The organism is Bacillus sp. EKM206B (assembly GCF_011066015.1).
GTDB classification, from domain to species: Bacteria; Bacillota; Bacilli; order Bacillales; family Bacillaceae; genus Bacillus; species Bacillus velezensis.
In genome coordinates, this window is sequence record NZ_JAAMNL010000013.1 from 25,317 (window position 1) to 43,037 (window position 17,721).

Below are 17,721 nucleotides of genomic sequence, written 5' to 3' on the forward strand. Positions count from 1 at the left end.
GGGTATCTTTTTTTCAATCACGATAACCATTTTATGTTAACAAATGAAATAATATGAAGTCAAACTGAGTTCTGCACCTGATTTATTGGTTCTTATTTTTTTGATAATTTCCATATAATTGTCCGCAAGCAGCATCTATATCAATGCCAAATTGACTTCTGACGGTCACGTTAATTCCTGCTGACTTTAATTTTTTATAGAAATTTACAACTTGTTTCTCATTTACTTCTTCAAATCTCATAGGTGAACTAACAGTCGGGTTATATCTAATGATGTTTACATGGAACAAGTTCCCTCTCTTATATCTGCTTCTTAAAAGATTTACTACTTCATTCGCATGATCAATAGAATCATTGACTCCCGGCAGCATAATATAAGCAATATAAACTTTTCTTGAGGTCACACGTATATGCTCATCTAATGTGTCCATTACCTCCAATAACGGGTAGCGTTCATTAATCGGCATTAACTTGCTTCGCTGTTCATTAAAAGGAGAATGTAATGAAAACGTCAGGTTGACCTGCGGATAATCCTGAGTGATTTTTTTAATGCCCGGAATAATACCTATGGTCGAAATAGATAACCTGCGAGGGCTTAAAGCAAACAACTTCGGATTTGTAAGCACATGTAAAGCATCAAAAACTTGTACATTCGCTAATGCTTCTCCCATTCCCATAAAAGAAATACTGTCAATTGAATGTCCTTTTAAGTGAAAGTACAAAATTTGGTCAGTCATTTCATCTGACGTTAAATTGCGTTTTAAACCAATATCTCCTGTTGCACAAAATTTACAGCCAAAATGACAGCCGCACTGCGAGGATATACAAAATGACTCCCAACCGGCTTTATATTTCATATTAACCGTTTCTATTTTTTCGTCTCCTGAAATTTCAAATAAGACTTTTGTAACTTGCTCAGAATGCTGCACTTTTAAAGGAGCAATATTTAAAATTGACTCTCCGAACTCCTCTATTAACAATTTTCTCAGGGATTTAGGAAGAACCGTTATTTCATTGAAATGATTTATTCTCCCTTGGAATACAGCATTTTTGATTTGATTCATTCTAAAATCAGGAAATTTATTTTGCTTCAGGAACTCTTGAATTCTTATATACTTGTTTTTTTGTTGCATGTTTTCTCATCCTTCCATAATACTCTTGTTTGTTTGAGTAAATAGAAGGGAGTTATCAATCTAACCTTTTTTTAAAATCAGGCACAAAAAAACACCGACACAATTATCGGTGTTACGCTTAAATAACATCATGCACAAATAAACAAGGACATTATGTCATTGGATTATCGTTTATTTGACATAGAGAAAAAGCACCGATAACTGTTTTTGTATGGCGATTTGGCTTAAAAAAGGACAGACTGCTCCCTTTGTCCGCCAAGATGTTTCCAATTTTTGCGTTTTTACCATATAAAATTCCATAAATCGTTATCATCGCTTTCACCTCTTTCTTGTCAATATTAGCAATAATCACCATATCATAAGGTTTCCCTTATGTAAAGCTAAACAAATGCTTACGCCCCCGCTAATGACAGTATTATATAACTTGCTTATTAAGCCTAATCCAAGTACAGAAAGCGCGCTGATCACATTTTTCACTTATCCGCGACGGAACATTTCTTATATAATGGGTGACCGGCAGCTGCCTGCTTGAATCCCAATCTTCTTATAGTGATTTTTTATATTCATGACAGTATGATGATTTGTCACTTCAGCAATCAGGTCGTTTATTCGATCCAGATTAATCGGTTTATTTTCTGATAAGCTGCTGAAGCTTTCTCTGATTTCTTCAGGATAGACATTTCCGGCCATGCTTGACAGGCCGTTACACCCGTTACTCATCATCTTCGGAAATTCAACGTCTCCTGCCGCAAACAAAATAAAGTGATCAGGGAACTCTGTTTGTTTATGACGCAGAACGTCTCCTCCTTCTTTCAGCCCCCTTATCCCGGGATGCCGGCTTATTAAGTCTTTAAGCGCTTTCTCACTCAGATTAAAACCGGTCCGGCCGGGGTTATTATAAAGCACAGCCTCTTTAGAGGTATGACTGAGAAGTTCGTCAACGTAATAAACGGCTTGCTGCTGTGTCGGTCTTATATAAGGAGGAAAACCAATCAGTACAGAATCAATATTGGTTTTCTCGATGTGTTTCATCAGTTTGACGGCATCACTGGTTCTTACGGCTGAAACACCGAACATCAGTTCAACATCTTCAAATTTTCGCTGATGAACATACTCAATAATCTGAAGACGCTCATCTATGCTGAGTGAATGCTGTTCACCAGTCGTGCCGCATATGAGTAGCGAATGGATACCGCTGTTTTTCAAATGTTCGACAATAGCATCAAATCCTTCTAAATATAAACTTTCATCTTCATGAAAAGGCGTAGGGATAGCAACATTAAAATTTCGCATGAGAATGTCCTCCAAGTACATATTCTTGAATATCTGCAGAGTATCATATAACACTGTCTGACATTTAAAAAGGTACAGTTTCAGATAACTGAGCATGTCAGATGTAAAGGCCGACACACAAAAAAGCAGGCAAAGAGAGCCTGCTTCATAGCTTCGTCTTACAGCGGCCCATTCTCTGGATTACTTGACAAATATGAGTAATAAGGCAAACTGAATATAAAAATTGTGCTAATGAGGTGGGGTTAATGATTTTAGATTTAAAAGGTGAACCGCACATGGATCATCTTGTGGGAATGCTGTATTCTGCCGTTAATGAAAATTACAGCCGCTTAATATCAATTGTGTCAGACATGTCACAGCAGGAGATTGATTATAAAGGACCAAATCAAACATACAATAGTACAGCTCAGCTAATAAGACACTTAGCATATGTTGATCTCAACTGGATATTCAGAATAAAGGGTGAACCGATACCAAAGCAGCTTGAAGAGAAGTATGGACCAATGTTAGATCAGAACAATAAGCTCCCTTTCATTTCCGGTGTTTCATTAGAACAAATTCTCACTGATTATGAAGAAGTATTCAGCATGTTTAAGTCTGTTTGTTATCAGTTAACTGACGATCAGCTGAATCATACAGTAGATTATGAAGCAGAAAAACAAGCAACCATTCAATGGGGAATATGGCATATGGCAGACCATAATAGATATCATCAAGCTCATATTCATCAGCTTCGCAAATGGTTTGAAGAGAAACAGAAACTTGGCAGTTAAAGCCGCTTATTAGGAGGAGCAAGGATAAATTTATTACAAATTCCCTGCGGATTGTCTATTTTCATTGACTGCCAATCAATTAAAATGTACAGACAAAAAACCACATTTGCTGTTGAAAAGTTGTGGAATAAAGCATCGCATCAACTGCACTATGACAAGCTGAAACGTTAATATTTTGTGTTTCAGCCATTCAATCGCTTTATTTCATCATGCTGTCCAAATACGATTTTTTTTATAGTCTTTGCAGCAGTAAAGTCCTCTGGAATCCTATACTAATCTTCCGCAGCCGCTGCATCGGCCTTTGTCACATGAACTGTACCAAACGGATGGTTGGGAGGAGCATAAATTGAATACAGTTTTAACGGCGTATTACCCGTATTCACAACATTGTGCCAAGTGCCGGCAGGGACAACAATGGCATAATCATCATAGACATTTCTTCGGAAACTTAAATTATCTTTACTCTTACCCATTTTAACGATCCCCCGGCCTTGCTCAATCCGTAAGAATTGATCTACGTGGGGGTGGATTTCCAAACCGATATCTTCTCCAATGCCGATACTCATTAAAGTAATTTGAAAATGTTTTCCCGTCCATAGAGCCGTACGGAATGTATTGTTTTGTTTTGCGGCTTTATTGATATTCACAACGAATGGTTTTGGTCCATAGTCTTTCAAGAGAAGGTTTCTATCTTCGTATGAAGGATCATAGTTATTTGGAAAAGTCCAATAAACAGATCTTCCATCACTATACATCGGTACATTCACACAATAATAACATTGATGCGAAAAAGGTATATAATACATTTGTCATCCCCGCAATTTTAAATTTTTGTGATATTACCCTATGCTTTTTGTAATGAGAGTGTGCCGTACTAAGAAATTCCCTTGTTCAGCCTAAAAGACTTAAGTTAGCGGAAACGTTTTGGCCACAAAATCCGTTTGCATAAAAAATACCAACTGAATATGCGCGGACTAAAATCGTTGCACTGATGGATAATTTAGGCACATGCCCTTATCAAAAACAATCTGGGTGCATATCCTGCTCCTAAAAGTCATTCATAAAGGGAGTTTAGATATGTATTATTATTATCCGTATTATGTATATGATTACAGACAGCAGCCTGATTTAAGTCAGGCAAATCATAAAATGCGAAGCCATTTATCTGCGATTCAACAAATTCCAATACACTCATCCTCCTTTCAACAATCAATGGCTGCGGTAGTGAAACACTTGCAGGCTGTCAGCAGAGCACTCGCTCTGGGATGCGGTATGAGTTCAGAATTCAGATTTCTTCCAGACACTTGGGGATTACGAGAACTTCATATTGTACACGCGAAATATCTTACTCCGTTGAGCTATCACGTTTATTCCGCTTTAGGCGCAGCAGAGCTTCTCGCCTCCGGACAAGGCCGGGCTCCTCATTTTCCTCTTATGGTAGGCTGCATGAATTCAATACTTCGTCTATGGTCAAACTTCCCCGCAGCGATAGCAGACCTGCGAAGAGCAGCCGGTCACCAATACGCGTCATCTGTAGACGAGGCGGAAAATCTCCTAAGACCAATGGTTCCAGCCACACAACAGGCATTATCCATCAGTCAATCTGCAGTGAGTCCGGCTATTTGGCAGGCTTCCTTACGTGCCGCGCAGTTAGCTCGGGAAGTACGTCAGAATGTTGCACAATCAATGAGTCAGGGATCTTCTTATTAATTAAGCCAAAAGATTTTTTCGGCTTTACACATTCACATAACCGGACTTATTCAACACAAAAAAGAGCAGTAAACACGTAAGTTACTGCTCTCCTCTGTCTATCCGCCGTTCATTTGTTTTACAATGTATTCAGCATCATTTCCTACACCTTGAAGCAGCGCTGAACCTCGCCTATGCTGCCAAGGCAAACCAATAAAGTACAATCCTTCCGCAGCTGAAACACCCCGGTGATGTATAATTCGGCCTTCCTTATCCAAAACACCTTCTATTTTCATCCAACAAAGCGGATTCTTAAAACCAGTTGCCCAAATGATATTGTTTACTTCTAATGAAGATGAATCTTTAAAAATGATTTCATTTTGCTTTCCGGCTATGACTCTTTCTTTTAAGATGATCTTCTTCTGTCTTATTGCATGTTTTAATTCATACCCAAATATGGGGTCGCCTTTCTTCTGAATGAACTTGCCTACTATTGATGTATGACTTGCATGTAAAACTCCTAATTTATCAAACCACCAAAAGATGCTTCTTTTTCCAATCCATAAAGGGAAATAAACCGGTCTATTACTGCAAGCCAAATATGTAACTCTTTCTTTGGATAATTCAACAGCTATCTGAGCCCCGCTATTCCCGCCGCCGACTACCAGTACATTCCCAGGCGCCAGTTGTTTTGAATGTTTATATTGTGAAGAATGTAATTGATGAATATGATCGGCTACATCCCTTGATATTGATGGAATGTTAGGGGTATGAAAAGGACCTGCGGCCATCACAAGATTCTTCGTTTGATATTCTTCCCGATTTGTTTTTATTAAGAAATAGTTCTTTAATTTTTGGACACTTATTACTTCTGTCCGTAATTGGATCGGGATTTCAAATCTTTCAACATATTTTTTCAGATAAGCAGCAATTTCATTTTTTGAAGGGAGTCCATGCTTGTCTCCTTCAAGCTGCATTCCAGGCAAAGAGCTGTACATTCGAGAAGTAAATAAAACCAATGAGTCATACCGGTTGTTCCAGCTTTCTCCCACTTCATGACTTTTATCCAAAATGATAAACTTTTGTTTCGACTTCTTTAGATAATATCCTACTGAGATTCCTGCCTGACCGGCTCCGATTACTATCGTGTCGTACATATGAATCCCCCCTCAGGTTTTATCTTAATTGTCAGCAGACAAAGTGAGTCCCTATTTCCTCCTTTAATGATGATGATGGTCACGCGGATTCTCAGTTTGGGCCTGACAAAGAATCGTATTGTCGTGATTATGCGCTGCTGTTTCCATTTGAATGGTTACATGTGTAATGCCTTTATCTCCAAGTTCATGTTCAATTTTGCGTAAAATACTTTCACTTTCAGAAATGGTCAGTTCATCGTTAACAACAGCGTGGCAGGAAAGAGCATTCAATCCGCTTGTGATAGACCATATGTGCAAATCATGAATGCTTTGAATTCCTTCTGTCTCTTCAATTGTATGAATGATGTCAGTGACATCGATATTTTCCGGAGTTCCTTCCATTAATACGTGAATGGAGTCTTTCGTCACATGGTAACCGCTTCTCAGAACAAGAATAGCCACAATGACACTGGCCACTGGATCTGCCCAGCTCCACCCGAAGAAGATGATAAGGATCGCAGCCAGTATGGCACCTACAGATCCGAGCATGTCACTTATCACATGTAAGTAAGCCCCTCTTATGTTCAGGTTATTCTTTGTATCTCCGCCGTTCAGCATAATCCAAGCGACCAATATATTTACAGCTAACCCGATGATACTAATCGTCAGCATGCCGGTTGTTGCTACCTCCGGCGGATGAGAGAAACGTTTGATTGCTTCATAAATGATGTAAAGGGAAATCAATATTAATGCAACACCGTTTATCACAGCTGCGAGAATCTCAAATCGTTTGTAGCCGAATGTTTTATGATGACTTGCCTTTTTTTCGGCCAATTTAAAAGCAATCAGAGCAACCATTAATGAGATCGAGTCACTCAGCATATGGCCTGCATCTGACAAAAGCGCTAAACTATTGGTTAAAAATCCGCCTATCGCTTCTATTATCATATAACCTGTAATTATGATAAAAGAGATCAATAAAACCTTCTTATTGGATCCGCCAGCGTGATTGTGATTGTGACCCATAAAAATCTCCTCCTTATCTCATACACTGCATTTATTATTTCTTTTCTGTTATGAAGCATTCTAACATGGACACAAAAATAACCTTATATGATTATGTGCTCATATACGAATATATAGGTTCTTTACTGAAATGTCAAAATCTTTTCAATGAAAATGTCCAAAACTTTATATTGCTCTTAATCAATGATTGCTATGAAGCCGCGGATTACAGTAATTACTTTAGGCGCAGACAATTTAGAAAAATCCTGCACTTCTATCGGGTGGCTTGGGTCTGCCTACAGAAGGAACAGCCGGTACAGATTTGGACATGGCACAGTTGCTTACTTGCAAACGGGACTGAAACTTGCCCTTTGGGACCGCAAAGACATCGCACATGAATCAAACATTACGTTAACTGCGCCAAGCCCTGCAGAATTTACATGAGGACATAATGTTGGCAGTAAAGCTGAAGCCGATAAAGTCATAGAACAGGCAAAACAGGCAGGAGCAACGATAACTGATCCCGCTCATGATACTTTTTGGGGCGGATACGCCGGTCACTTCCAAGACCCCGATGGACACTTATGGGAAATCGTTTGGAATCCGCACTGGGATGCAATTGAATAACCAAATTTAGTAACAATAAAAACACACCTGAAAGTTCTGGTGTGTTTTTTATTTGTTTCCCAAAACGATCAAACTATTTATACGATGGCGGGATGCTTTGCGGAAAACGGAATACATTTTCGGGATCGTATTTCGCCTTTATTCTTTGAAGCCTTGCAAAGTTTGAGCCATAATATGCTTTTCCGAAGTTCTCGATATTTTGATCCGGAACATTCACATATGAACCTGTTACATATGGTTTCATCAGCTGACGCACTCTTTCAACTGATGCAAGATTCGAAGCTTCTTGTGATTTATTTTTCCAACTAGCCGTCCATTCCGTATAAAACAACGGACGGCGCCAATAGAAGGCTGTTTCACTGCTTGGAACTCTGCTTATCGCGCCGCCCCAATTGATAAAAAAGAAATTGGTTTCTGTCCCAGTCGCTTTTTCTAAAAATTGTCTCATTACTGCAATAGGTTCTTCCGGCCAAAGATTGAGCGCCCACGCCGAGGAGAATTTAACACTCTGATCAGATCTGCCGGGAATCGGTTCGTCAGGATCTAAGAAATCTATACAATCCGGGTAGTATAATGTTTTGATTACTGTTTGTGCCGGCGTTCCGGCATTTAATAAAGGTTTTAATAATTGAATCAGCTCTGGTTTTGAACCGAGGAACAATCCTTCCGCATGGCACAAGCCATTTACTTTGCTGTAAATCTCAAGGTAGCATCCTAATCGTTCGTCTGTAAACGGCGCCCATTTTTGCCACGCTTTAAATACCGTTTCTAACTGTTCCCACGGCCAAATAATATTAAAGACGGTTGCGGTTTTAGGGGCACGGTGAACTTTGAATGTATATTGGGTGTTATATCCGAAATTGCCTCCCCCGCCGCCTCTGGAAGCCCACAGTAAATCTTCATTGCGGGATTGATTTGCTTGAATAATCCTGCCTTTGGCATCTACCATTTTCAGTGCGAGAAGGTTATCGCTTATCAGGCCGATCGATCGGGAAAGCACTCCAAATCCGCCTCCCATCGTGATTCCTCCGATTCCGACGGTTGGACTGTCTCCGAATGGGGCCATAAAACCTTCCCGAGCTAAACCTTTTACAAGCGGGCCGACGTGAATGCCGGTTTGAACGGTTGCTACCGCGTTTTTTTCATCTAAGAAAACTTTATTCATGTCACTCACATCAATAACAATCCCATCACTTACCGTGGAAAGATTTTTATCCAGAGCATGGCGGCCGCTTCTGACACGCATAGGCACATTCTTCTCACGAGCCCATTTAATAGCATTACTTACATCGTATGAATTTTGTGCAAAAACAAAGACAAGCGGACAGACATCAACATAAGGGTTCCAATTCTTAACCGCCTGTGTATAGCCGGGGTCCCCTTTGAAGATGACGCGTCCTGTTAACTGTGCTGATCCCATCTATTTCACTCCCAATAAGCATTTGATTCCGATACCAGTATATGTAGGAATGGGACAAATTCTTAGACAGATGTTCTGCAAACTTAAAAATAGATACATATACGCGAAGATGATATAAAAACAAAAAAAAGACAAGAGCGGCAAGCTGCCGAAACTCTTGTCTCTCCTGCCTTTTTTATCATGATAGGCACTTACATTTATTGGCGTGATATCCCGACCAAACTATGGAAGTCCATAGAAAATTATGTTTGCCCTGCCATGCGTGGTTCTGCTGAGACACCGGCTGAGCAATCTTTCTGCTTGATCCCCCGACAAGAATCTTATTCTTTATCGTTTTTGTACCCCTGTACGGATAAAATCAATACACATTGAATCTTATCTTTTACATGATGAAAAGCTCTTATTTTTTCTTCTTGTGCTTACGTTTGCAATCCTGTTTTTTCTCTTTCTTATGACGTTTTTTACATTTCGCTTTTGCTGCTAATTTTGCCGCTTTTACCTTTGCTTCTGCCGTTGCTCTTGCTGCTTCTGCTGCTCTGGCTCTTGCTTCTTCCGCTCTTGCTATCGCCTCTTCCGCTCTGGCTCTCGCTTCTGCTTCTCTTGCTGCTTCTGCTCTTGCTTCGTCTTCCGCCATATCAAAATCATGGCCAAGGTCACAGGCTTCGTTGTATGGCTTTTTCTTCTGAACGTACTGTTGATCTTCACCTTCGTTATAATACATTACGCCACTCCTTCTCTCATCTTTTAATCTTTACATACTATGTAAAGAAATAACTGCAGCTTGGACTGGTATTTTGATGAACCGGCACATTTTAGGGCAATTTTCATTTATCGATACAACAGATTCTGGATGCTTGATGAAACTTGAATGATTGACGATTATAATAAGCAGCGTAAAAAGGGAGACTACGAAAAAACCAAGGGGTTAAACTCTTGGTTTTTTGTGAAAATGATAAAAAGGATGCTGCGCGCTGCAGCATCCTTCTGTACCAACTTTTTGTTGAACGATTGGAAAGTGTTTTTTGGCTTTTAGTTTGCTTGCTGTGTTTGTTTTACTGGTTCTTTGCTAAAAAGTCCGACAACGTTCCACAAGATAATTGCAGCAGCTATGATTACACGAGTCGTACTGACTTCTTGGTTAGTAAACAATTTATAGCCATATATCGATCACAATGCTGCTATGCAAAAAATATTGAACCATTTACTCCAACGCAATTAGAAAACTCCTTATAAAATGATTACATTTCCAAACAATGTATTATAATATTAACAAAATTTTTCAACAATTAACCTTAATCTTTTCTTAAGTGTCGTTCAAGTAAAAATCATTATTACTATTTCGTTTTTTCCTTGAAGAACGAGTACCTTACCGCTTCACCCTCCACAACCATTAATCAAAGTACGGAATTATCAGTGTATTGTTCCCCGATTGTTATACAGCGCAATTCCTTTCATAAGCTTTTTAATCCCTTCGGTGTAATAAGGCAATCGCTGACTTGCCTGTTCAATATCAACCCATTCTATTTTCAATATTTCTTGAGGATTTTTAATTCCTTCTTTCCCTCCCGTAACTTTTGCTTCAAATGTAAAAAATATGGCGTGATGATTTCTCTTTATAAATTTCGCTTCATTAACAGCCAGTATATTCCCAATTTCAACTTCCAGCCCTGTTTCTTCATATACCTCACGTACAGCTGCTTCTATTAGATTTTCATTAAGCTTAACTCTTCCGCCTGGAAGTGACCAATGCCCCTCATGATTATCTACCATTACTATCTGATTGAACTCATTTTTAATCACTGCGTATACAACTTTAACTTCTTCCATATGACTCTCCTTTACTAAAAATATTTTTTAACCGCTTATTTATTTTCTATATATTTACTATAAAGAATATAAAGAGATATAACAGCTATTTTTTGTAATACATCAAACTTACAACCGTTCAAACACATCATTGTATCGTTTTAGAACCTTTTTTAAAAACGACAGTCTATTGAACAGAGCAAATAGAGACAACTTTAAAAATAAAAGAGAACACAAAAAATACCAAAGGCCGTTAAACCCTTGGTATCATTGAGATGCAGCCGGGAGGACTTATGCTTCATGGGTTTTTCAACCACGGGAGCCTCGCACTGCTTTTAAACATAAAATACTATTCCTTACTTCCAAGCGACCATATCACCATCGGAATTAATAATAACGATAATATCCCTCCGCCAAGTGATAATGTCAGGTAACCGGCACCTGCTACGACCATTCCGGACAAGGCTCCGCCGGCAGCTCCGGACAACGCAATCAAAACATCCACAGTACCTTGGGTTTTAGCCCGTGTTGACGTTTCAGCTGAATCAACAATAAGTGCCGTTCCGCTTATTAAACCAAAATTCCATCCTAACCCGAGCAATGACAGAGCAATGACCATAAGAATCATAGAATCTCCCGGTGCAAATGCTGATATGAGCCCTGCCAAAAGCAGCGTTATTCCAGAAGATACAGCCATTACAGTACGGCCTAATTTATCCACAAGCACACCTGTCACCAAAGAAGGGAGATACATGGCGCCTATATGAAAACCGATAACAAGACCTACCGCTCCTAAACCATGGCCGTGATGTCTCATATGGACCGGTGTCATTGTCATAATAGCAGTCATTACAATTTGAGTAAGAATCATAACAACCGCGCCCGCAATAATACCTTTTTTGTTCTCTGTGTGTTCGTCGGCGGTCACTTGTCCTCTATCATCAGGTTTTTGGCCGGCCATTTCTATTGTTCTTGCTATGACTAATGGGTCAGGACGTAACATGATGAAAAGAGTAACACCCGCCAATATATATGCTGCCGCCGCTAAAATGAATGGGCCCGCCAGTGACGGAACACCAATGGAGCGAGCGAAGTTCCCCATTACATTCACTAAATTCGGGCCTGCAACGGCACCGAATGTGGTAAAAACCATAGTCATACTGACAGCAGTCGCCCGCTGTTTATGATTTGCCAAGTCCGTACCCGCATAACGGGCCTGCAGATTTGTCGCTGTTCCCGCACCATAAATAATCAAAGAAGCAAACAGCAGAAACACACTATTTAAAATAGCTGCCATGATGACTCCTGCCGCTCCCAGTCCGCCAATCATAAATCCGGCTGAAAGACCTGTCCGGCGGCCGTAACGCTGAGAAAGCCTCCCCACAAATAATGCGGCGCCCGCTGATCCTAATGTAAATAAAGCAGAAGGCACACCGGCAAACGCATCTGTACCAAGCATTTGCTGTGCAATAAGCGCACCGACAGTCACTCCTGCCGCCAACCCTGCGCCGCCGAAAATTTGTGAAAGACTGACGACAAATAAAGTCCGCTTATATAATCTTTTTTGTTTATCAGGAGAACCTATGAATTGCTGAAATGATGCCGATTGAGTACCCGACCCTTTTGCACTGTCTTTGTGAAGCATAATCCGACCTGCCTTTCTATAATCTCCAACAGATTTGGATTATCATAACACGCACAAAAAAACCATACAATATTATAATTGTATGGCGGACAATATTAGATATGCTCATCCAGCAGGCGTTTAAGAATCAGCAGTCCCTGCTCAAGCTCCCCAAGCGTTTTCGGTGCACAGACAGACACCCTTACAGCCCTTTCCGGACAACTGTTCCCGACGACAAAACGTTCAGCCGCGTACACTTGCACTCCATGCTGTGCGGCTGATTTTTCAAATGCAGCACCTGTCATATTTCCGGGTAACAGCAACCATCGAAAGATTCCCGTCTCAGCACCTGCACACGTATAGCCGGTTAAATATTGATCGACCATTTTGTTTCTTCGAATAGTCTGTTCACGATGACTGTCAATTAAGATTTCAAATTGATTCGATACGATCGTGCGTGCAGTGAGTTCTGCTAACAACGGGGAAACGGTTATATTTAAATTGTAAAGCGCCTTTGAAATCGGCTCCTTATATTGACTCGGGACGGCGACATACGCCATCCTTAACCCTGGTGCCAGTGATTTTGATAGTCCGGCAATGTGAATGACCTGTTCCGGTGCAAATGATGCGATGGCCGGAAGCGGATTCTTGCCAAGAAGATGGTACGAGGCATCTTCAATAATGAATTGGTTATATTTTTTTGCAATTTCCGCGATCATTTTTCGATTCTCAACAGACATAAAGGACGCTGTCGGATTATGATAATCCGGGATGAGGTAGATGCCTTTAATATTTTCATTTTTACACGCATATTCAAATGAGGCAGGGCTCATTTCATTGTTCTCTGATTTGATCGGCACAATCTGCACACTCAGCATTGAAGCGGCCGTTTTCAAGCCTGGGTATGTATGGTGATCAACTCCAATGCGGTCTCCCGGTTTACAAAGACTTGCCAATGCGGCGGCAATCGCATTTTGTCCGCCGTTTGCAAATAAAATGTGATCAACGGATGTTTCAAATCCGCCTCTTCGAATCAGCTTGACAGCCGCATCTTTCAGCCAAAGACTTTCACCCGTCCGGCCATAGCCAAACCACTTTTCATAATCTTCCTCTTGCAGCATACTTTTCAGCTGGAGCAGCAGCGGCTCATAAGAAGCCTGATCCGGAAGCGTCGCCCCCATTTCAATCAGATGCTTCGGCTTTGTATCCTCCAGAAGATACGCATTCGATAATGCATCATAAGCAACAAAAGTCCCGCTCCCGACAGAGGCACTCAGCAGACCCTTTAACTCGCAGACTTTAAAAGCCTTTGAAATGGTGCTTACATTTAAATCTAAAAAATCAGCCAGTTCTCTCTGAGGAGGCAGTTTGGTTCCGGGTAATAAAACTTCTTGTAATATATCCTGTTCTAATTTCTCTGCAATTGCTTTATAAATGGGTTTTTCCGTTTTATCAATCGTCGGCTTCCAGCTCATCGGATAGTTTTCAAAAGAATTGATCGGCATGATATGCATCCTTTTTCATTCAATTATATGATCACACCGTTTATAAAACAATTTTCACTTACCAGACGCAAAAGTTGACATAAAAAAAAGCCAAGGGCGGTTAAACCTTTGGCATGATTGATACGCCGGGAAAAATTGAACTTTCATCAGAGATATCAATGATGAGGAGAGCTTTTCTGTACGACACTCTCTATCTTCACTCTTTATCTCGATTTGTATTCCTTTATGTTCCCGTTTCCTTAGTTAGAAGAAAGATCACGAACGACATCTAATAATACATTGACACCTGCAGCCAAGTCATGATCTTTCGTGTATTCTTCAGGATTATGGCTGATCCCCTCTATACTTGGAACGAAAATCATAGCCGTCGGACAGATGCGGGCCATCATTTGTGCATCGTGCCCGGCACCGGAAGTCATCCGTTTTGATTCCAGTCCCCGTTTATTTGCAGCCCGCTCAATTAATGTAACAATGTTTTTATCAAATACAACGGGATTGAAACGGACTAATTGTTCAGATGTGATAGATACGTTTTCAGCCTCTTCCAAATCTTTCAGGTAATCGGCCAATGCTGATTCTTCTTCTTGAAGTCTCTTTTCGTCCGGATCTCGCAAATCAACTGTAAGTGCTGCCAATGATGGAATGACATTAATAGCATTAGGCTCAAAACTGATTGTTCCGACCGTGGCGACAGTTTGGCCGTTAGACATATTGGCACGTTTGCGCAAATACGTTATGATTTGTGCGGCTGCATGCCCGGCATCCTGACGCATATCAGTCGGAGTTGTCCCGGCATGATTTGGAACGCCTTGAACCGTTATACGCTGCCAGGAAATCCCTTGCAAATTCTCAACGGCACCGACCGGAATGCCTGTTTTGTCTAAAATCGGCCCCTGCTCAACATGAAGCTCAATAAAGGCGTGCGGTGTTAAAAAGCCGGGCTTTTCTGTTCCCTCATATCCTATACGCTTAAGTTCTTCACCCAGTTTCGTCCCATCCGTACCGCAGGTCTGAAGCGCCTTTTCTAAAGAAAGTCCTCCGGCGAATACGAGTGATCCCATCATATCTGGAGTATATCGCACACCTTCCTCATTGGTAAAAGCCGCAATGACAATCGGACGCTCCGGTTTGAAGCCGGACTCCTTTAAAGTGGTTATGACTTCAAGTCCCGAAATAACCCCGTAACATCCATCGTAAATACCCGCGTTGATGACCGTGTCGATATGAGAGCCGATCATAATGGGTGCATTATTATTCTGATCAGAACCGTACCATACCCCGAAAATATTTCCGATTTTATCAATCATAACCTCTAAGCCTGCTTTTTTCATCCATGTTACCAATAAGTCCCGTCCCGCCTTATCTTCATCGGAAGCAGCTAACCTTGTGAGTCTGTCATGGCGGTCACGTCCGATTTCACCAAGCTCCTTAAGACGGCTGAGTAAACGTTCAGAATTAATGTAAAGGTTCACATGTTCAGATGCCATTTTGCATTCCTCCCTGTACTGAGTCAATCGCTTCATTGATATAACAATAATGTTATGATATATAAGAATTCATCATCTTAATACCAATATTGGATTTAAAAATATAAGTATATTGAGGTGTTTAACATGCAAACGCAAAACTTTCTGATGGATGACAGTCTGCAAGATTTGACGAAACACCATACAATTGTTATGCCGGTTGCTTGCTATGAAAAAACCATTAAGAACCATTTGCACGGATATATTCCCCTTCATTGGCATGATGAAATTCAATTCGTGCTTATAATAAAAGGAGAAGCGCTATTCCAAGTAAATGAGGAATGGGTGGTTGTCCGTCAAGGCGACGGTCTGTTTATTAACAGCGGCTGCCTGCATATGACAAAGGAGCATGGCGGTTCAGATTGTCTTTATATCTGTTTAAATGTCTCCCCGCATTTCGTTTTATCACAGGAACTCTGCACGACCTATGTAAAACCTTTGATTCACGCAACGAATGTCCCTTACTTATATATCCACGCAGACGATCCTTTAGAAAAAAACATTCTGAAGGCTGTATTAGAGATCCACAAATGCATCGAGCAAAAATCACCCTTTTATGAAATAGATATCACAATGAAACTTACGTCTGTTTGGAAACACTTAATCGCCAATTGCTTCCACCTTGAATGTATCGAAACAGAATGGTTGAAGAACCAAAGGATGAAGAATATGCTGAGCTGGATCCATCAGCATTATGCTGAAAAAATCACATTGGTGGATATTGCGAAAGCCGGGCAGCTAAGCCGTTCTGAGTGCTGCCGCTATTTCAAGCGCTTTTTAAAATGTTCTCCGTTACACTACGTTATAGATTACAGAATTCAAAAAAGCTTATATTTATTGCAGCAAAGAGATGCGAGTGTGACAGACATTTCTTATCAAGTTGGTTTTAACAGCACAAGTTATTTCATCAGCAGGTTCAGACATGCCATGAAGATGACGCCGCTGGCTTATAAAAAACAAAAAAACAAAGAAAGACAGCACTGACTGATTCAGTAATTGCTGTTTTTCTTTGTTTCATGTGTTTTAGGATAAGCGAATTTTAACTAATTCCGCAAAATACGCTGCACCGGTTAAAAGAATGTCATCATTAAAATCATATGACGGGCTGTGTAATGGAATATGGCCCTTTTGATCATTCTCATCACCATTGCCAAGAAAAACAAATACACCGGGAACCTTCTCTAAAAAAGCCGAGAAATCTTCTGAAATCATCATCTGATTTATATTAGAAGTGACATTCTCTTTTCCCGCTGTGTTGGCAGCAGCTTCAACAGTAAACCCGACATATTCTTCCCAATTCGTCGTTGGAGCAAATTCATGTGTATACTCAAACTGACACTCCGCACCATGCATCTCACAAATCCCGGAACTGATAGTCCTCATTTTTTCTTCGAGAAAACGTCGGGTGTCAGGAGAATAACTCCGCGTATCACCTTTGATTTCCACATAAGTCGGAATCGCATTCCTCACCCCGTCTGTTACGATTTCCGTACAGGATATAACGGCAGGAACGCTTGGATCTAAATTTCTGGACACAATAGTCTGTAAGGCGAGAATAATTTGCGACGCTATGACCAATGGATCAATACTCATATGGGGGCGGGCTGCATGAGCGCCTTTTCCTTTAATCCGGATGACAAAGTTATCTTCACCGGCCATAATTCCCCCGGGGCGGGTTGCAAAAGTACCCGCCGGCAATCCAGGCATATTATGCAATCCGTAAATTTCATCGAGCGGAAATTGTTCAAAAAGTCCATCCTCAATCATAGCCCTCGCACCCTTGCCCGGTTCTTCCGCCGGTTGAAAAATAAAACGCACGGTGCCGTTAAAATGTTGTCTTTCACTCAATATTTTAGCTGCCCCAAGAAGGATTGCCATATGTCCGTCATGACCGCAGGCATGCATTTTTCCTTTATTTTTAGACACATACGAATGATCTGCTGCTTCAGTGAAGTGTAATGCGTCCAGTTCCGCTCTGATTCCTATGACCTTTGAACCTTCTCCCGCTTTTAAGGTGGCGACTATACCTGTGCCGCCCAGACCCGAACAAACACTTACTCCCATTTTTTTGAATTCTTCAGCAATATACGCTGAGGTCATGTGTTCTTCAAAAGCTGTTTCAGGTATCATGTGGAGGTCATGTCTCCATTTTATTAATTGATCTTTCATTGTGATATCATTCATA

17 protein-coding genes and 1 pseudogene are annotated in these 17,721 nt (G+C 40.7%); 4 read left to right on the top strand and 14 right to left on the bottom strand.

From position 1 onward, the window contains the following. Positions 1 to 82 precede the first annotated feature (82 nt). From G9F50_RS18015 to G9F50_RS18025, 3 genes are all read right to left on the bottom strand, one after another. Positions 83 to 1,132, bottom strand: coding sequence for a Cfr family 23S rRNA (adenine(2503)-C(8))-methyltransferase (locus G9F50_RS18015; protein ID WP_007409549.1), 1,050 nt, complete (start codon positions 1,130 to 1,132; stop codon positions 83 to 85). Between the two features lie 151 nt (positions 1,133 to 1,283). Next, positions 1,284 to 1,487, bottom strand: a complete 204-nt coding sequence (locus G9F50_RS18020; RefSeq protein WP_023356738.1) for a hypothetical protein — start codon at positions 1,485 to 1,487, stop codon at positions 1,284 to 1,286. A gap of 143 nt (positions 1,488 to 1,630) precedes the next feature. Beyond that, entirely contained in the window at positions 1,631 to 2,425 is a 795-nt protein-coding gene (locus G9F50_RS18025; protein ID WP_060563157.1) for a dihydrodipicolinate synthase family protein, read from the bottom strand. Positions 2,426 to 2,670: 245 nt separating this feature from the next. Between G9F50_RS18025 and G9F50_RS18030 the strand changes: the two genes are divergently transcribed. After that, positions 2,671 to 3,198, top strand: coding sequence for a DinB family protein (locus tag G9F50_RS18030; RefSeq protein WP_223837449.1), 528 nt, complete (start codon positions 2,671 to 2,673; stop codon positions 3,196 to 3,198). Between the two features lie 272 nt (positions 3,199 to 3,470). Here G9F50_RS18030 and G9F50_RS18035 read toward each other — a convergent pair whose 3' ends face one another. After that, positions 3,471 to 4,004: a cupin domain-containing protein gene (locus G9F50_RS18035; protein WP_060563156.1), complete on the bottom strand. Its 534-nt coding sequence runs from the start codon at positions 4,002 to 4,004 to the stop codon at positions 3,471 to 3,473. Positions 4,005 to 4,275: 271 nt separating this feature from the next. Between G9F50_RS18035 and G9F50_RS18040 the strand changes: the two genes are divergently transcribed. After that, positions 4,276 to 4,908, top strand: a complete 633-nt coding sequence (locus G9F50_RS18040) for a hypothetical protein (protein WP_032873053.1) — start codon at positions 4,276 to 4,278, stop codon at positions 4,906 to 4,908. A gap of 98 nt (positions 4,909 to 5,006) precedes the next feature. Here the strand turns inward: G9F50_RS18040 and G9F50_RS18045 are convergent, their stop codons facing one another. Both G9F50_RS18045 and G9F50_RS18050 read right to left on the bottom strand, forming a co-directional pair. Continuing rightward, the gene (locus tag G9F50_RS18045) at positions 5,007 to 6,044 is read right to left on the bottom strand and encodes a flavin-containing monooxygenase (protein WP_060563155.1); all 1,038 of its coding nucleotides are present in this window, start codon (positions 6,042 to 6,044) and stop codon (positions 5,007 to 5,009) included. A gap of 63 nt (positions 6,045 to 6,107) precedes the next feature. Then, positions 6,108 to 7,049, bottom strand: coding sequence for a cation diffusion facilitator family transporter (locus tag G9F50_RS18050; protein WP_060563154.1), 942 nt, complete (start codon positions 7,047 to 7,049; stop codon positions 6,108 to 6,110). 192 nt (positions 7,050 to 7,241) lie between these two features. On the opposite strand from G9F50_RS18050, the pseudogene G9F50_RS18055 reads away from it, so the two are divergent. Further along, positions 7,242 to 7,655 (top strand): annotated as a pseudogene (locus G9F50_RS18055) (VOC family protein). A gap of 73 nt (positions 7,656 to 7,728) precedes the next feature. On the opposite strand, the gene G9F50_RS18060 reads toward G9F50_RS18055, so the two are convergent. From G9F50_RS18060 to G9F50_RS18090, 7 genes are all read right to left on the bottom strand, one after another. Then, a complete protein-coding gene (locus G9F50_RS18060; protein WP_060563153.1) occupies positions 7,729 to 9,075 on the bottom strand; it encodes an FAD-binding oxidoreductase in 1,347 nt (448 codons plus the stop codon). 400 nt (positions 9,076 to 9,475) lie between these two features. Beyond that, positions 9,476 to 9,796, bottom strand: coding sequence for a hypothetical protein (locus G9F50_RS18065; RefSeq protein WP_015416897.1), 321 nt, complete (start codon positions 9,794 to 9,796; stop codon positions 9,476 to 9,478). A 308-nt stretch (positions 9,797 to 10,104) separates the two neighbouring features. Next, positions 10,105 to 10,239: a hypothetical protein gene (locus G9F50_RS18070; RefSeq protein WP_231945417.1), complete on the bottom strand. Its 135-nt coding sequence runs from the start codon at positions 10,237 to 10,239 to the stop codon at positions 10,105 to 10,107. Positions 10,240 to 10,485: 246 nt separating this feature from the next. Beyond that, positions 10,486 to 10,902 carry an NUDIX hydrolase gene (locus tag G9F50_RS18075; RefSeq protein ID WP_060563152.1) on the bottom strand — a complete coding sequence of 139 codons (417 nt, stop codon included), beginning with the start codon at positions 10,900 to 10,902 and terminating at the stop codon, positions 10,486 to 10,488. 328 nt (positions 10,903 to 11,230) lie between these two features. Next, positions 11,231 to 12,529 carry an MFS transporter gene (locus G9F50_RS18080; RefSeq protein WP_101536310.1) on the bottom strand — a complete coding sequence of 433 codons (1,299 nt, stop codon included), beginning with the start codon at positions 12,527 to 12,529 and terminating at the stop codon, positions 11,231 to 11,233. Positions 12,530 to 12,621: 92 nt separating this feature from the next. After that, the gene (locus G9F50_RS18085; protein WP_060563150.1) at positions 12,622 to 14,010 is read right to left on the bottom strand and encodes an aminotransferase-like domain-containing protein; all 1,389 of its coding nucleotides are present in this window, start codon (positions 14,008 to 14,010) and stop codon (positions 12,622 to 12,624) included. Between the two features lie 239 nt (positions 14,011 to 14,249). Then, positions 14,250 to 15,497 (bottom strand): Zn-dependent hydrolase, encoded by a 1,248-nt coding sequence (locus G9F50_RS18090; protein ID WP_060563149.1) that lies wholly within the window; start codon positions 15,495 to 15,497, stop codon positions 14,250 to 14,252. A 126-nt stretch (positions 15,498 to 15,623) separates the two neighbouring features. On the opposite strand from G9F50_RS18090, the gene G9F50_RS18095 reads away from it, so the two are divergent. Then, positions 15,624 to 16,520 carry an AraC family transcriptional regulator gene (locus G9F50_RS18095; RefSeq protein WP_060563148.1) on the top strand — a complete coding sequence of 299 codons (897 nt, stop codon included), beginning with the start codon at positions 15,624 to 15,626 and terminating at the stop codon, positions 16,518 to 16,520. Between the two features lie 39 nt (positions 16,521 to 16,559). Here the strand turns inward: G9F50_RS18095 and G9F50_RS18100 are convergent, their stop codons facing one another. Beyond that, entirely contained in the window at positions 16,560 to 17,720 is a 1,161-nt protein-coding gene (locus tag G9F50_RS18100) for a M20 aminoacylase family protein (RefSeq protein ID WP_060563147.1), read from the bottom strand. Position 17,721 lies beyond the last annotated feature (1 nt).

What these genes read in the sequence shown, in the direction of transcription:
- G9F50_RS18015 (WP_007409549.1), bottom strand. Translation starts at nt 1,132, where the DNA reads ATGCAACAAAAAAACAAGTATATAAGAATTCAAGAGTTCCTGAAGCAA.
- G9F50_RS18020 (WP_023356738.1), bottom strand. Translation starts at nt 1,487, where the DNA reads ATGGTGATTATTGCTAATATTGACAAGAAAGAGGTGAAAGCGATGATA.
- G9F50_RS18025 (WP_060563157.1), bottom strand. Translation starts at nt 2,425, where the DNA reads ATGCGAAATTTTAATGTTGCTATCCCTACGCCTTTTCATGAAGATGAA.
- G9F50_RS18030 (WP_223837449.1), top strand. Translation starts at nt 2,671, where the DNA reads ATGATTTTAGATTTAAAAGGTGAACCGCACATGGATCATCTTGTGGGA.
- G9F50_RS18035 (WP_060563156.1), bottom strand. Translation starts at nt 4,004, where the DNA reads ATGTATTATATACCTTTTTCGCATCAATGTTATTATTGTGTGAATGTA.
- G9F50_RS18040 (WP_032873053.1), top strand. Translation starts at nt 4,276, where the DNA reads ATGTATTATTATTATCCGTATTATGTATATGATTACAGACAGCAGCCT.
- G9F50_RS18045 (WP_060563155.1), bottom strand. Translation starts at nt 6,044, where the DNA reads ATGTACGACACGATAGTAATCGGAGCCGGTCAGGCAGGAATCTCAGTA.
- G9F50_RS18050 (WP_060563154.1), bottom strand. Translation starts at nt 7,049, where the DNA reads ATGGGTCACAATCACAATCACGCTGGCGGATCCAATAAGAAGGTTTTA.
- G9F50_RS18060 (WP_060563153.1), bottom strand. Translation starts at nt 9,075, where the DNA reads ATGGGATCAGCACAGTTAACAGGACGCGTCATCTTCAAAGGGGACCCC.
- G9F50_RS18065 (WP_015416897.1), bottom strand. Translation starts at nt 9,796, where the DNA reads ATGTATTATAACGAAGGTGAAGATCAACAGTACGTTCAGAAGAAAAAG.
- G9F50_RS18075 (WP_060563152.1), bottom strand. Translation starts at nt 10,902, where the DNA reads ATGGAAGAAGTTAAAGTTGTATACGCAGTGATTAAAAATGAGTTCAAT.
- G9F50_RS18085 (WP_060563150.1), bottom strand. Translation starts at nt 14,010, where the DNA reads ATGCCGATCAATTCTTTTGAAAACTATCCGATGAGCTGGAAGCCGACG.
- G9F50_RS18090 (WP_060563149.1), bottom strand. Translation starts at nt 15,497, where the DNA reads ATGGCATCTGAACATGTGAACCTTTACATTAATTCTGAACGTTTACTC.
- G9F50_RS18095 (WP_060563148.1), top strand. Translation starts at nt 15,624, where the DNA reads ATGCAAACGCAAAACTTTCTGATGGATGACAGTCTGCAAGATTTGACG.
- G9F50_RS18100 (WP_060563147.1), bottom strand. Translation starts at nt 17,720, where the DNA reads ATGAATGATATCACAATGAAAGATCAATTAATAAAATGGAGACATGAC.